Genomic DNA, 12,852 nt, shown 5'->3' with positions numbered 1-12,852 from the left:
GTGAACCGGGTCCGGGTCGGGTTCACCTCCGACTACACCGGTCCCCGGGACTTCCTGTACGTCAACTTGGCCATCGGCCAGACCGTGCGCTCCACCGCAGGCGGACTCGGTGATCCCATCGGGAACTGGGGAACCTACAAGCGGGTCGAGGGCATCAAGGACCTCGCCGGCATCCTGGCCGATCCGTCTTCCAACTACGAGAACTCCAACTACGTCCCCGGCGACCCATACCGGCGCCTGGGGTGACCGGTTGATCATCGGTGAGCGACCGCGCGCATCAAGAAGTACGTGCAGAACCCCACTACCAGCGAGTTCACCGACACCGCGGTGCCGCAGTACTCCTCCGGCGCCACGGTGAACTACCGCCTCAACCCGACCCTGACCGCAGGACGTGTCCGCCGCGATCTCGCCGGCGGTCATCGTCGAAGACTGCCTTCCGCGCTATCAGCAGTTCGTGTCCTCGAAGCGGGAAACCTCGGGCGAAGCCATCACCCCGGTGCTGGTGCAGGCCGGTTCCCCGGTCGACTCCCAGTTGACCTGTGCTGCCGATCAGACCTACGTCCGATGGGATCTCGGGCCGATCGCCGTCAACACGGCATCGATCCGATCGTCTACACCGTCGAGATCCTCAGCACCGTCCGCAACCGGTCTCTACACCAATACCACGGTCGTCAGCTCCCCGGTTGATCCGTCGCCGTAGCGAACCGGACCGACGCGCGCAGATCGAGATCGTCACCCCCACGGGAATCAAGATCCGCCAAGTCCACCCGCAGAGCGTGGTCGAGGTCAACCCGGTGGGCGTCACCACCCCGCGGACCCTGACCTGGTCGGTGGACTTCGGCAACATCGACTCCCCGCTGGAAGTCAGTGATGTCGACGTGATCGACGTGCTGCCCGCCAACGCGTCGGCACCACCAGCTTTCACCGGCACCCTAGCCCTCACCTCGGCCGCGGTGACCGCCGGTGACAGCATCACCATCCTCTACACCAAGACCGCACCAGCCATGCTGTCGCTGGACGCCCTGGGCAGCACAACAGCCCGACCGGCAGCACCGTGTGGTGCACCGCCCCCGCAGGCGGAACTGTCGCCAGCGGAACCGGCACCGCAACAGATGCCCGGCCTCCGCGGCCGAGGTGACCGGTCTGCGTTTCCAGCGGCCCGGCGCCTTCACCCCCGACGACAACTTCACCGTCTCCATCGTGATGACCCCGTCCGGCAACTCCGCAGCGGACGTCTACCAGAACGTCACCGGGCCGCGCCAACGGTGTCACCCTGCCGGTCGGCCCCGCAGCACGCACTATCACCATCATTTCTTCCTCGATCGGCGACTACGTCTGGAATGACACCAACGCCAACGGCATCCAGGACGAAGGTGAGCTGCCCCTCGCCGAATTCCCGGTGACATTGACCGGCACGGATCTGGACGGCAACACCGTGTCGCTGACCACCACCACTGACGCGGCGGGGCAAGTACCTGTTCGCTGGTCTGGCTTCCGGCACCTACACGGTGACGTTCGACCCTGCCGCTCTCCTGGCCGGGCAGTCGTTCACGGTCAAGGGCGCCGGCGACGACCCGGCGGTCGATTCCGACGGTGACCCGGTCACCGGGGCCACCGACCCGATCGTTCTCGGACCGAACAGCCAGGATCTGAACATCGATCAGGGCATCGTGCAGGCCTACACCTCGGTGCTCCTGCACAAGGTCGTCGTGGATCCGACCCCGTCCGTCCCCGGCCGGGCCACCGAGTTCCCCGTCACCCTCACCTGCACCCCGGCCGGCAGTGCCACCCCGATCGTCAACGAGGTCGTGCTGTCGATCTCCGGCGAAGAGGTCACCGTCGACGACATCCCCGTCGGTGCCATGTGTTCGGTCAACGAGACCGACGCCAACGGCGCCGCGGTGACCATCGCCCCGGCGAGCCCGTTCGTGATCGGCGACACCGAACCGGTCAGCATCACCGTGACCAACACCTACCAGCCCGGACTGACCTCGGTCGATCTTCGCAAGGTCGTCCTCGACCCGACCCCGGCCGCAACCGGACGGGCCACCGAGTTCCCCGGTCACGCTGTCCTGTGTCCGGCCCGGCGCAGAGGAAGCCATCGACTTCCCGGTCGTGCTGGACATCGACGGCACCGTCGTCAACGTCCCGGCATCTACCTCGGCTCCACCTGCTCGGTGACCGAGGACGACACCAACGGTGCGCAGGTCACCATCGATCCCGAAGGTGACTTCGTCGTCGGCACCGAAGGTGTCGCTGTCACGGTCACGAACACCTACCAGGCGGTCCTGTCGTCGATCGAGCTGCACAAGGTGATCGTCGACCCCAACCCGGCCGATGAGCACGGTGACGCCGAGACCTTCCCGGTGACGCTCACCTGCACGGCACCCGGCTCCGACGAGCCGGTCACTGTCGAGGTCGAACTGCCCCGGGACGGCACCGTCATCACCCTGACCGACGTTCCGGTCGGCACGGTCTGCACCGCGGAGGAGACCGACACCGACGGTGGCGTCTCCTCGATCGATCCGGCGGGCGAGTTCGTCGTCGGTGAGCAGGTTGTCGCCATCACGGTGACCAACACCTTCCCGCCGCCGCCGCCGGTGACGCCGTCGCCGTCCTCGTCGGAGCAGCCGCCGACCTCGGTCACGCCGACCAGCCCGGTCTCCTCGACGGTGTCCGTCACCCCGACGCAGGGCACCGCACCCGTGGTGCCGGCACCGAACCCGCCCAAGGGCACCGCCGGCGGCGGTCTGGCCCACACCGGTGTCAGCCTGGCGACCTGGCTCACCGTCGCAGCCCTGCTGCTCGGCCTCGGCGGGGCAGTCATGCTGCAGGCCCGTCGACCGCGCAAGTCCGGTCTGCACAGCTGACCGAACACCCTCATCTCGACCGTTGAGATGACGTAACACCGCACCACCGCACTACCGCAGCACCTGTGGTCCCGAAACCGATCCGCCTGGATCGGGTTCGGGACCACAGTTTCCATCGGGGCTGTCCCCGGGTGGAGCAGCAGCACAACAACCTGGTGTCAGGGCTTGCTGGTCGGGGCCCGATCTGTACAGAGCAGAGGGCTCCGATGACGGCGACACAGTTTGAACCTCTTCGCCACGAGGACTTCCAGAAGGTCTTGGGAGAGCGGCTGCGACAGCATCGACTTCGACGGGGCTTCAGCCTGCTCGGCGTGGAAGCGATCACCGGGGGCGTCATCACCAGCGGATCGCTCGGCGCCTACGAACGCGGCTCCCGCAAGATCGGTGTGTTCCGGCTCGTCGAGCTTGCCCAGCTCTACCAGGTCCCGGTGCATGAACTTCTCGCCCCCGCCCAGCCCAGTCCTCTGCCGGCCGGCCGAAAAGATACCGCCGTCCAGGAAGACCTCCATCACGAGATTGTGCTTTCCATCGCCGCGGTCCACAAAAGCGTCGCGGCCGACATCGGTCCGCTTCGACGTCTCGTCCTGGCCATGGATCCACGCCGTCAGCTCAGCTTCTATGTCATCACCCCTGAGCAACGACGACACCTCTGCATCCTCTACAACAAGACCGACCACGAACTGCACGCCATGATCAAACAATGGGGGCTTCTCAAAAAGAAAAGCCGCATCTCAAAAATGGCTGACCGCAGGCCGTCCGGATCGGCAGCACCCGCAGGTCCCGGTCCTGATTCCCACATTTACCATCCCGACAGCGCGAATCTTTCGGTTGCGCTGTGTGGACCTCAGGTCCTGATGAAAGATGCGACATGAACAACCGCAAAGCTCTCCGAACCCCCGCCGCCACGGTCGAGCTTCACCCCTGGGCCCAGGACGACATCGACTCGGCCGTCATCGCCGCAGCCATGCGACGCCGGGCGAAACTCAGCCAGTCACAGGCCCGACACAACTTCACCTTGGCTGACGAAGTGCTCGAACCACCTGCCGAGTACCAGCTCAACCCACGGAACGTCAACGCGCCGCTCGCCGCGGCGATCTGCATCGCGATCGGCTGCATCCTGTTCGGGCTGTTCTTCCTGGCCAACCTGGGAACTCCCAGCTGACAGCTGCGGTGCCGTGACCAGATCGATCATCGATCGCCGGCAGCACCCTGGTGGGGGTCCGATCTGACATAGCCGCGAAGCAGTCCGATGATGGTGTGATCAAGGGCTTCTCGATCCTCTGGGAAGTCCTCGTATCGGGTGACCAGCGGATCGAAGACGTCAACTATCTCCCTGCAACCCACGGGGTTGTCGTACTGCAGGCGGGCGATGCCGCTGGCGGCGCGGTAAGGGGAGATGATCCCCTCGAGCAGACAGTTCGCCCGGTTCCAGCAGCGCAGCTCAAGGTGGGCCTCACGCCCTGCACCGCCGACCAGGATCGTCGCGGGAATCTCGAGCAGTGGCGGGCGGAGGGCTTCGACCTCGTCCAGCGATGCCGACGTGAGGCTGGCGCTGTCCCAGCGGTCCAGATAGGGCCCGAGCATGTCCACCGAACGAAGACATGCCGTCTCGAAAGCTGTCCCCGTTCGCAACTGATGCGGGTCGTCCAAATATTGCCGGACTGTAAAGTAGCGCTCGAGAACGCCTTCCATGGGCCGGTCCATGAACCACAGGCGGCTGCTGAGATCGATGAAAACTGACAGATGCGCCCGCAAAAGCAGGTCCGGCCTTGCGAACAGCTGATCCCAATCCGCAGCTTGAAGCTCACGAACTCGACGATGCACCCCTGGCGGCCTCACGCACACACTTTAAGCGACAACGTGAACGGCAGGGGGATCGCGCCGCCCCTCTCCCCCGCACCTGCTACATTATTGTGGCCCTGCGAGTCGTCATGACCAGGCAGGTCTGTGCGGTCCCGTCCCCGGGTAAAGGCGGGACCGCACTTTCTCATACCTCCCTCATACCTTTGCGACCGCCCGAAGACAGCCGGACGAATAGTCCCGAAGCCATGCCGGGTATGTCCGAAATGCCGCCTTTGTGGCACTCAGCTGTCCTTGTCGACAGCTGTAGAGCTGGGGACGATACAAAACGGGCCCCCGCCAGTGGCGAGGGGCCCGTTGCTGGACCTGCTGTCAGATCGTTCTGGACCTGTTGTCAGTTCAGGAGTGCGAGTGACGTCGACGCTGCTTGGTCCCGAGGTAGGCAAGACCTGCACCGCCGGCCAGTAGAGCGAGCGCGGTGTAGAGGGCACTTTCGGGGGCGGTGCCGGTGGCGGCCAGAGCAGGACCCGCGTGGGCAGCGCTTGTGGTCGCCGCGGTGGTCGCAGCCGGCGCGGCGGCCGTCGAGGTCGATGCCGCGGTGGTCGGCGCGACGCTCTCCGATCCGGACGTCGAGGTCGATACGACAGTCGATGCGGCGGAGTCGGTCACGGCCGGTGACGAACTGACCGGCGGCGAGGACACGACGTCAGTGGACACCGTCGACGGTGCAGACGACGGCACCTCTGACGACGGGGCCGAGGACGGGGCGGAGGACGACGACGGCGGCACGGGCAGGCACAGCGCCTCGTCGAGGAACAAGGTCTGCGGTGGCTCTTCGTCAGCGGTGTACACCGTGACGCTGTCGACCGCCACGCTCTGCGCACCGTCGGTGTAGAACCATTGGCTGGTCTCCGGGTCGCAGGTGAAGATGACGACGGCCTGCGGGCCGGTCGCCACGGGCCCGCCGATGCCCTGATTGAACTCGATGAAAACTGGCAGGCCCGGTTCGACGTCGGTGACGGTGAGGGTGGCGGTGCCGGACGATCCGTCGGTGCCCGGCTGGTAGGTGAGTACGGAGTCTGCTGCGTACGCGGGCGAGGCTGCGAGAGCCATTGCCACGGCACCGATCAGGACACCGGTGGGCGCGGCCCACATCCGTTTGCGCAGCATGAATTTCTCCCCAATGGCCAAGTAGTTGAACGTGTGAACGCTAACACGGACATCACGCCGCCACTCATCACTCAGTCGGAGGAAAGCCACCCCGACAGCGGCACCGCATCGAACCCCGCTGCCCGGACGTGGACGAGACGGCCGCGGCAAGGATTGCCGGCGCCCCGCACCAGGGTGTGGGAGCTCGTTCAGGGCAGAAGCCGGTCGAGGATGTCGTAGGAGCGCCCGACGAGCGCCTGCAGGTAGTCGGGGCCCTGCTGCGGACCGTCTGTCAGGCCCGGGTCGTGCAGGTAGCCGTAGACGGTGTCGCTGAGGTGGGCGAGCTCGTCGACCAGGGATGGCCGGACCCTGATTGGCAGGTAGGTCGGCCAGGTGGCCTCACAGTTCGTGCAGTCTGCGGATGGTGTCCACCGCGTTCGGGCTGGCCATGGACCTGGCCGTACCCACGCGCGACCTCCCACGATCAGTGGCGCTGGAAGGCCAGGAGCAGTTCGATGACACCCCAGATGATCATCGCTGCCACCACGAACTCCACGAGCTGGCCTATGGGGCCGCGGGTAGGAGCCGCTGAGCCCTTGCGGTCCTTCTTCTTTCGCCGACGGGCCTCGTCGGCGCCGACGGCGCCCCAGAAGGCTCGTTCCTGGGTTCTGCGGTGCTGCTGGTGAGGATGCATCGCGGACTCCCTCGTCGCCGGTACGTCGGTCGGCCGCAGGGTAGCGAGCTGCACCGGCACTGCAGCTCTGGTTTCAGCGACGAGTTGGCGGGGGTGAAGGCCGGCCCTGGGGGCAGGCATTGGGGGGCGACTGCACCGCACCAAACGGGGTGGGTTGGCGGGGCCGACCTTCGACTGTAGATGGTAGTGACCACCACCGACAGTGTCCTCGCCTGTGGACAAAGTGAGAGCGAGACAACGTTCCGGATCGCAGGTTTCGGGCCATTTGCCTGTCCATGTCCGATTCTGAGGGGGCCTCGCTGTTGGCCGGCCCTCGCGGGCCGCTGTCGATGATGAGTGAGACGCACCGTCGGATGGGCTGGTGAGAAATGGGGGTGACTGACTCACGTCCTCATTGCTGGCCACGACGCGAGTGTGCAAGGCTGCAAAGGCCTTTCGCGGATGCGGGTGGCCGTGGTTGTCTGTCAGGAGGACCGTTTCATGCCCCGTTTCCTCTTTTCCCAGGTCGATGTCTTCGCGCCAGCCGCGTTGCTGGGCAACCCGGTGGCGGTCGTGCACGGAGCTGATTGCCTCGATGACGAGCAGTTGGCGGCATTCGCCCGGTGGACGAACTTGTCGGAGACGACCTTCCTGCTGCGCCCGACGATCGCCGAGGCCGACTACCGTCTGCGGATCTTCACCCCCGGGGGTGAGCTGCCGTTCGCCGGGCACCCGACCCTGGGCAGCGCCCATGCGTGGCTTGAAGCTGGAGGAGTCGCGGCAGGATCGGAGATCATGCAGGAGTGCGGGATCGGGCTGGTCGGCATTCGACGCACCGACGACGGTCTGGCCTTTCGTGCACCCGCGCTGCTGAAGTCCGGCCCGGTGGAACCCGAAGTCCTGAACAAGACACTGTCAGCGCTGGGCGTCGGACAGGATCAGGTCCTGCGGGTCGAATGGGCCGACAACGGCCCCGGCTGGGTCGGGGTCGTCCTGGATTCGGCCGAGACGGTGCGGTCCCTGCAGCCGGACCTGTCGAAGTCGGGTGAGCTGTCGATCGGTGTGATCGGGCGGGATCTGCAGGGCCCGGCCGACTACGAAGTGAGAGCATTCGACCCGGGCGCTGGAGAAGATCCGGTGACCGGGAGCCTCAATGCCGCCTTCGCGGTCTGGCTGATCCCACTGGGGGTTCTGCCCCCGCAATACACCGTGAGACAGGGCACCGCCCTGCAAAGAGAAGGCCAGGTCTTCGTCACTTCTGCGGCTGATGGCAGTATCTGGGTGGGTGGCCGGTGCGTCACCGTCGTGGACGGCCAGCTCGAACTACCTACCGACCGCTGACGACATCCCTATGTGACGAGATGTTCTCGCCCAGCCGAGCCGGCCGCGGATGGGCGACACCTCCATCGGCGGGAGCGCGAACCACGGCTGCGGGGTCACTGCCGGTGGTCGGTGGGATGCTCCGTCGGACAGACCAGGTGGGAGGAATGGTGGGTGATGGCGATGACGAAACCTGCGTGGCAGTTGCAGGCCGGGGATGTGGTGCTGCCCGATCCGGGTGGCCCGCCGCGGTGGGTGCTCGGGGCACCCGCGGCTGCAGGGCTTCCCCGCTGCGGCTCTGGTCGAGTTCGCCGGCATCCCCAGCCGGATCTCCTACCCCGCCGCCCAGCTGCTGACCGTGCAGGCCGCCCGATGAGAGATCTCTTCCTCGCGGCCGCGGTGGGGCTGGTGTGCGTCGGCTGCCAACCGTTCACGACCGCCCCCCCCGCTGCAGCCCCGGAGGCGGTGGAGCAGCTGCAACCTGCGGTCGCGCCGGCCGGCCCTTACCCGGTGGCGTACGTGATTGACGGTGACACCATCGCCGTCATCACCGATCCCGGTGCCGACCCGGTCCGGGTGCGGCTGATCGGTTTGGACAGCCCCGAAGACACCCAGACCCTGGAGTGTTTCGGCCCGGAGGCGACCGCCCGCACCACCGAGCTGCTCGCCGCCATCAGCGTGTGGCTGGAAACCGATCCGTCCCAGGGTGAGGTCGACAAGTACGGCTGCACACCGGCTTTCGTATGGACAGGCCCTGACGGTGGAACGTTGGTGAACGCGGAACTGATCGCAGGAGGGTTTGCCCACGAGTACACCTACGACCAGCCTCGCCGATATCAGCAGCAGTTCCAGGCCCGCGAGAACACCGCCCGCACCACGGGTGTGGGTCTGTGGTCCGCCGACACCTGCGACGGTGGGCCGTGAACCCCGCGGATCTGCAGGCGCAGATCGCGGCCGCACCGTGGTGGACCTGGCTGCTCGGCGCCGCCGTGGTCATCGGCGGGCTGGTCCTGGTCCTAAGGTTCGTCCGGACCGTCATCGCCAGGGTCATCGGGCTGGCCGCCAGCATCGTGCTGGGCGTCAGCGTCCGGGAACTGATCGCGGCGGCGCTGCTGCGCTGATCGGACAATTACCGGCCCAGGTCGCGTTGGTTGATCTCCCGCACATCTTGGGCAGCTTGGCTGGTGGCGGTGTGGGCATCGCGCACCGAACCGGTGAGCCGGCTCAGCCGGTCAACCGTCGGGCGCTGCAACGCCGGGTCGGGTGGGGTTTCGGCCGGGGTGGCGGGCAAGGGTGCCGGCTCGGGCACGACAGGGGGCGGTGGGATTACGACCTGGGAGGCGTGCCAGGTCGACCAGGCTGCGTTGATCGCGTCGTCGACGGCCTTGCTGACCCGCCACAGCTCGACCAGCACCTCACCATCGGTGTTGGCGGTCTGCCCGCTCGCCAGATCCCACACTGCTTGGTGGATCTCGTCCAACAGGTAGTCGATGGTTTGGTCCAGCGGCAACGGGACCGGTTCGGTGCCGTGTTGGCGGGCGACTGCGTCCATGTGCTGGTGGAAGTCGCCGATCTTGAAATTGATCAGGTTCATGCTCCGTGCCGCCCGGGCAGCCGGCAGCCGAGACAGGATTGCGTCGTCGTCCTGGAACCGCACCGCGTCGCCCAGCCACCGGTTCCACCTGCGCCGCACCCACATCCCGGCACCGACTCCTGCGGCGCCGCCGGTGCCGGCGATGAGCAACGCCGGGCTGGTGGCCGCGAACCCGGCCAGGCCGCCGACAGCACCGACCACGGTCCCACCGATGCCACCCAGAAGGCGGAGCCGCCCGGCATTGTCGGAGTTGGCCATGAGCAGGGTGCGGTTCTTGCGGCCGGTCCCGGGTCGAATCACCGCTATCTCGATCAGGGCGCGGCCGTCTTCGGCGTCGACCTCCCAGCAGGTCCACCCCCACCGGGCATCAACCCTCACCTGACGATGGGTGTCCCGGGGTGGTTTGCCTGCTTTGGCTGCGGCTGTGATGTCGTTCAACAATTTTCAGCGAGTGCGGCCCAGGATCGCGCCGAGCTCGTCGGTGCCGGCAAGCTGCATGTCCTCAGACCGCGCCGGCGACCAGCTCATGGCAGATCCCGCTCAGGGTGTGAGATGTCGACTCGATTCGGTACCGGGTCGATGCCGTCAAGGATCCGCGCCTCGAGGATCCGATCGGTCAATTCTTCGAGCTCCAGCCGTGCAGCGAGCCGCTGAGGCCCGGAGGCGTTCGCGGCCACCTCGAGCGTTTCTCGGAGCTGTCGGGTCAGTAAGCCGATCGGGATCATGTCTGCTCCTGCTCCAGTACGTCGAGGTTCAGTTCACGACCGGCGGCTGCAGCCCAGGCCTGCACTGCGGGCAGCGCCCAGACAGAACCGGCGCCCAGCCGCGCAAGGGGTTGGGGAAAGTCGTGGGCTTCGAGGAGCCTGTTGACCTGTGTCTTCGACCGGCCGATCAAGAGTTCCACCTCACGCCGACCGACGAGCCGGCCGGGATCTCCGGACAGCTCCGGTATGTCGTCCAGGACAGACAGATCGAGGTCACGTGCATGGGTGCGGGCACCGGCCCACGCCAAGATATCCGTCAGATTCCACACCGACCCGTTGGATAGCTGAGCCGCCGGCGGTGGGAAGTCGGGTTGGCGGACGAGTTGTCCGGCCCGTGCACGACCAACGCCGAGCATGCGCGCGAGTTCTCCACCGCCTACTGGTCGAAAAGTCATGGTCGGCACGGTATCCCGTCCTCTCCGTTCCCCGATTCACGTAGCACTCGCTTTTGCACTCCGGCCCGATGTCCGTGAAGCCCCAGAGATCGGGAATCGCCCAATCAGCACCACTATACATGCCACCCGTATGAGGTAGTTCCCGAGACGTCGGTATAGCGGTACGCATGTATAGTAGACAGTAGATCCGGTGAGGCGGTCTTACTGGACAGAGCGAGAGGCCAAGACATGGCACACGAGATCGAGAACCTGACCAGCACGCCGCAGGGGGCGTCGTTCGTGACGGCCCGCCAGCACGCCTGGCATGGGCTGGGCACGGTTCTGCCGCAGACGTTCGACGCGGCTGCGGCGATGCAGTACGCGCACCTGGGCGGGTGGAACGTCCGCAAGTTGGCGTTGCAGACCGCGCCCGAGCTGACCGAGGCCGGGGTCACCGGCCCAATCGCTATGCCGGAGCGGTTCGCGACGGTCCGCACCAACCCGGTCAGTGGGTCGGTGGAGCCGCTGGGTGTGGTGGGGTCGGAGTACCAGCCGATCCAGAACGAGGACCACGCCGAGGTGCTGAACGCGATCGTGGACGAGTCAGGAGCGCATTTCGAGACGGCCGGTTCGTTGAAGGGTGGGCGTCAGGTGTTCCTGACGATGAAGATGCCCCGCACCATGCTGATCGGCGGGGTCGACCCGGTCGATCTGTACCTGATTGCCCTGAACAGCCACGACGGTTCCACCGCGTTCCGGTTGTTGGTGTCGCCGGTGCGTGTGGTGTGCGCGAACACGCAGGCGGCCGCGTTGCGCCGTCACAAGGCGTCGTTTTCGATCCGGCACACCAGCGGAGCCAAAGGCCGGATCGAGCACGCCCGCCAGGCCCTGGGCATCACGTTCGCCTACGCCGACGCGTTCCAGGCCGAGGCCGAGCAGATGATCGGCGCGCAGATCGAGGCCGACGAGTTCGCCGCGATCATTGCCAAGGCGTGGCCGGAATCGGCCGGCACCGGGCGGCAGACCCAGCGCAACGCCGACCGCCGTGCCCGGGAGATCCGCGCTCTGCAGTTGACCAGCCCGACCCTGCCCGATGAGTTCCGGGCGACCCGGTGGGGCGCGTATCAGGCGGTCACCGAGTACATCGATCACGTGATGCCGACCCGTGGCCGCACCGATCAGGCCCAGGCCCGGGCCGAGCGGGCCGCGACCGGCACCGGCCCCGGGATCAAGTCGGCCGCGTTCGATCTGCTCCGCGTCTGACCCGGAGCGGGCGGTCAGGAGTTCGTAGCTCCTGACCGCCCCGGTTCGCTCCACCCCGTGCCGTCCAGCACTGAGGAAGCGCCCTCATCCTGCCAAAACCTGGGCAGGTGGCGCGTGTCCTCTCCCGTTCGCCCGGTGACCCCCCGCACCGGGCCGGGTGGCCGGAAGTTCCCCCACTTCCGGCCACCCACCCCCTAGGACTTCACTCCCCCTCTGTTTCGCGCCAGGAGGCCCCGAAATGTCTTCCCCCTTCTCTGCTCCCGTCCCGACCGTTCGCCTGTTCGGCTCTGCTGGTCTGTTGTCGGCGTTGCCGAACCTGCTGGGTTTTCACCCCAGTGATGCGCTGGTGATCGCCTGCCTGTCGGCGCGGGGCACCATCGCCCCGGTGATGCGGGTGGACCTGTCGACGTTCACCCCGCACGTGGCCGCGCACCTGGCCGCGCAGGCCGCGACGTTCGCCGACCGCGCCGCCGTCGTCACCTACAGCCAGAACCCCGAGCGGGACGAGGTGGCCCAGGTCATGGCCGTGCACCTGTTCGGTGCCGGGGTCGACATCGTCGACACCCTGCGCGTCAGCAACGACCCGGCCACCCCGGACCCCCAGTTGCAGGGGTGGGACGCGCTGCACGGTCGCCGGGTGCTCGACAGCCGCGCCGAGGTCGAAGCGTCCGCCCAGTACGACCCGACCGACCAGGTCACCCCCGAGGTGGCCGCACTGATCGCACAGGCCGAGACCGGCGCCCACCCGCACGAGATGGTGGCCGCGATCCTGGCCGACCCGGCACCGACCAGCCGGTGCGTGCCCGAGGTGTTGGCCGCTGTCCGGCAGCTGCCGGACGACTCGGCCGCGACCGCTGTCCTGTGCACGGTGCTGTCGGTGCTGGCCTACATCGCCGGGGACGGTGCCCTGGCCAACGTTGCGATCGTGCGCGCCCTGGCCGCGCGCCCCGGCTACGACCCGGCCCGCACCATCGACACCCTGATGAGCGAAGGCCAGCCGCCCGCCGTCATCCGCGCCGCCTACCGCTGACCCCTGCCGCTGGTG

General features: G+C 67.0%; 17 protein-coding genes and 1 pseudogene. 12 read left to right on the top strand and 6 right to left on the bottom strand.

From position 1 onward, the window contains the following. The 7 genes and pseudogenes from E5CHR_RS30675 (at position 1) to E5CHR_RS30650 (ending at position 4,032) form a co-directional block, all read left to right on the top strand. Complete coding sequence (locus tag E5CHR_RS30675; protein WP_162584013.1) at positions 1 to 246, top strand: hypothetical protein; 246 nt, start codon at positions 1 to 3, stop codon at positions 244 to 246. A gap of 145 nt (positions 247 to 391) precedes the next feature. After that, entirely contained in the window at positions 392 to 700 is a 309-nt protein-coding gene (locus E5CHR_RS30670) for a hypothetical protein (RefSeq protein WP_162584012.1), read from the top strand. Positions 701 to 1,273: 573 nt separating this feature from the next. Continuing rightward, on the top strand, positions 1,274 to 1,597 hold the full coding sequence (locus E5CHR_RS32195) for an SdrD B-like domain-containing protein (RefSeq protein WP_443083137.1): 324 nt from the start codon (positions 1,274 to 1,276) through the stop codon (positions 1,595 to 1,597). Then, positions 1,485 to 1,967: pseudogene (locus tag E5CHR_RS32190) on the top strand (DUF5979 domain-containing protein); the annotation flags it as partial. The gene E5CHR_RS32195 and the pseudogene E5CHR_RS32190, both read left to right, overlap by 113 nt. Beyond that, positions 1,962 to 2,870 carry a DUF5979 domain-containing protein gene (locus tag E5CHR_RS32185; protein ID WP_443083136.1) on the top strand — a complete coding sequence of 303 codons (909 nt, stop codon included), beginning with the start codon at positions 1,962 to 1,964 and terminating at the stop codon, positions 2,868 to 2,870. The pseudogene E5CHR_RS32190 and the gene E5CHR_RS32185, both read left to right, overlap by 6 nt. Positions 2,871 to 3,076: 206 nt before the next feature. Beyond that, positions 3,077 to 3,742 carry a helix-turn-helix domain-containing protein gene (locus E5CHR_RS30655; protein WP_162584011.1) on the top strand — a complete coding sequence of 222 codons (666 nt, stop codon included), beginning with the start codon at positions 3,077 to 3,079 and terminating at the stop codon, positions 3,740 to 3,742. After that, the gene (locus E5CHR_RS30650) at positions 3,739 to 4,032 is read left to right on the top strand and encodes a hypothetical protein (RefSeq protein ID WP_162584010.1); all 294 of its coding nucleotides are present in this window, start codon (positions 3,739 to 3,741) and stop codon (positions 4,030 to 4,032) included. Before E5CHR_RS30655 ends, E5CHR_RS30650 begins: the two co-directional genes overlap by 4 nt. A 26-nt stretch (positions 4,033 to 4,058) precedes the next feature. Here E5CHR_RS30650 and E5CHR_RS30645 read toward each other — a convergent pair whose 3' ends face one another. The 3 genes from E5CHR_RS30645 to E5CHR_RS30635 form a co-directional block, all read right to left on the bottom strand. Further along, positions 4,059 to 4,562, bottom strand: a complete 504-nt coding sequence (locus tag E5CHR_RS30645; protein WP_162584009.1) for a hypothetical protein — start codon at positions 4,560 to 4,562, stop codon at positions 4,059 to 4,061. Between the two features lie 507 nt (positions 4,563 to 5,069). Continuing rightward, a complete protein-coding gene (locus E5CHR_RS30640; protein ID WP_162584008.1) occupies positions 5,070 to 5,840 on the bottom strand; it encodes a hypothetical protein in 771 nt (256 codons plus the stop codon). A 463-nt stretch (positions 5,841 to 6,303) separates the two neighbouring features. Further along, positions 6,304 to 6,513, bottom strand: coding sequence for a hypothetical protein (locus E5CHR_RS30635; protein WP_162584007.1), 210 nt, complete (start codon positions 6,511 to 6,513; stop codon positions 6,304 to 6,306). A 480-nt stretch (positions 6,514 to 6,993) separates the two neighbouring features. Between E5CHR_RS30635 and E5CHR_RS30630 the strand changes: the two genes are divergently transcribed. The 3 genes from E5CHR_RS30630 to E5CHR_RS30620 all read left to right on the top strand — a co-directional run bounded on the left by E5CHR_RS30630 (position 6,994) and on the right by E5CHR_RS30620 (position 8,933). Beyond that, positions 6,994 to 7,833 carry a PhzF family phenazine biosynthesis protein gene (locus E5CHR_RS30630; protein WP_162584006.1) on the top strand — a complete coding sequence of 280 codons (840 nt, stop codon included), beginning with the start codon at positions 6,994 to 6,996 and terminating at the stop codon, positions 7,831 to 7,833. Between the two features lie 351 nt (positions 7,834 to 8,184). Further along, positions 8,185 to 8,736: a thermonuclease family protein gene (locus E5CHR_RS30625; RefSeq protein ID WP_162584005.1), complete on the top strand. Its 552-nt coding sequence runs from the start codon at positions 8,185 to 8,187 to the stop codon at positions 8,734 to 8,736. Further along, the gene (locus E5CHR_RS30620; protein WP_162584004.1) at positions 8,733 to 8,933 is read left to right on the top strand and encodes a hypothetical protein; all 201 of its coding nucleotides are present in this window, start codon (positions 8,733 to 8,735) and stop codon (positions 8,931 to 8,933) included. Before E5CHR_RS30625 ends, E5CHR_RS30620 begins: the two co-directional genes overlap by 4 nt. An 8-nt stretch (positions 8,934 to 8,941) precedes the next feature. Here the strand turns inward: E5CHR_RS30620 and E5CHR_RS30615 are convergent, their stop codons facing one another. The 3 genes from E5CHR_RS30615 to E5CHR_RS30605 all read right to left on the bottom strand — a co-directional run bounded on the left by E5CHR_RS30615 (position 8,942) and on the right by E5CHR_RS30605 (position 10,565). Further along, complete coding sequence (locus E5CHR_RS30615) at positions 8,942 to 9,844, bottom strand: hypothetical protein (RefSeq protein WP_162584003.1); 903 nt, start codon at positions 9,842 to 9,844, stop codon at positions 8,942 to 8,944. An 86-nt stretch (positions 9,845 to 9,930) separates the two neighbouring features. Beyond that, positions 9,931 to 10,131, bottom strand: coding sequence for a hypothetical protein (locus E5CHR_RS30610; protein WP_162584002.1), 201 nt, complete (start codon positions 10,129 to 10,131; stop codon positions 9,931 to 9,933). Further along, on the bottom strand, positions 10,128 to 10,565 hold the full coding sequence (locus E5CHR_RS30605) for a helix-turn-helix transcriptional regulator (protein WP_197893921.1): 438 nt from the start codon (positions 10,563 to 10,565) through the stop codon (positions 10,128 to 10,130). Before E5CHR_RS30605 ends, E5CHR_RS30610 begins: the two co-directional genes overlap by 4 nt. A 228-nt stretch (positions 10,566 to 10,793) precedes the next feature. Here E5CHR_RS30605 and E5CHR_RS30600 point away from each other — a divergent pair, with 228 nt between their 5' ends. Beyond that, on the top strand, positions 10,794 to 11,807 hold the full coding sequence (locus tag E5CHR_RS30600) for a DUF932 domain-containing protein (protein WP_162584001.1): 1,014 nt from the start codon (positions 10,794 to 10,796) through the stop codon (positions 11,805 to 11,807). A gap of 238 nt (positions 11,808 to 12,045) precedes the next feature. After that, on the top strand, positions 12,046 to 12,837 hold the full coding sequence (locus tag E5CHR_RS30595) for a DUF4192 family protein (RefSeq protein ID WP_162584000.1): 792 nt from the start codon (positions 12,046 to 12,048) through the stop codon (positions 12,835 to 12,837). The last annotated feature ends 15 nt before the right edge of the window (positions 12,838 to 12,852 follow it).

Origin of the sequence: Variovorax sp. PBS-H4 (genome assembly GCF_901827205.1) — a bacterium.
GTDB lineage: Bacteria > Pseudomonadota > Gammaproteobacteria > Burkholderiales > Burkholderiaceae_C > Variovorax.
The sequence above is the reverse complement of the archived record's forward strand: the minus strand, read 5'-3'. Positions and strand labels throughout refer to the sequence as shown.

Coding starts and splice junctions, on each gene's coding strand:
- E5CHR_RS30655 (WP_162584011.1), top strand. CDS start 3,077: ATGACGGCGACACAGTTTGAACCTCTTCGCCACGAGGACTTCCAGAAG.
- E5CHR_RS30650 (WP_162584010.1), top strand. CDS start 3,739: ATGAACAACCGCAAAGCTCTCCGAACCCCCGCCGCCACGGTCGAGCTT.
- E5CHR_RS30645 (WP_162584009.1), bottom strand. CDS start 4,562: ATGGAAGGCGTTCTCGAGCGCTACTTTACAGTCCGGCAATATTTGGAC.
- E5CHR_RS30640 (WP_162584008.1), bottom strand. CDS start 5,840: ATGCTGCGCAAACGGATGTGGGCCGCGCCCACCGGTGTCCTGATCGGT.
- E5CHR_RS30635 (WP_162584007.1), bottom strand. CDS start 6,513: ATGCATCCTCACCAGCAGCACCGCAGAACCCAGGAACGAGCCTTCTGG.
- E5CHR_RS30630 (WP_162584006.1), top strand. CDS start 6,994: ATGCCCCGTTTCCTCTTTTCCCAGGTCGATGTCTTCGCGCCAGCCGCG.
- E5CHR_RS30625 (WP_162584005.1), top strand. CDS start 8,185: ATGAGAGATCTCTTCCTCGCGGCCGCGGTGGGGCTGGTGTGCGTCGGC.
- E5CHR_RS30610 (WP_162584002.1), bottom strand. CDS start 10,131: ATGATCCCGATCGGCTTACTGACCCGACAGCTCCGAGAAACGCTCGAG.
- E5CHR_RS30605 (WP_197893921.1), bottom strand. CDS start 10,565: ATGACTTTTCGACCAGTAGGCGGTGGAGAACTCGCGCGCATGCTCGGC.
- E5CHR_RS30600 (WP_162584001.1), top strand. CDS start 10,794: ATGGCACACGAGATCGAGAACCTGACCAGCACGCCGCAGGGGGCGTCG.
- E5CHR_RS30595 (WP_162584000.1), top strand. CDS start 12,046: ATGTCTTCCCCCTTCTCTGCTCCCGTCCCGACCGTTCGCCTGTTCGGC.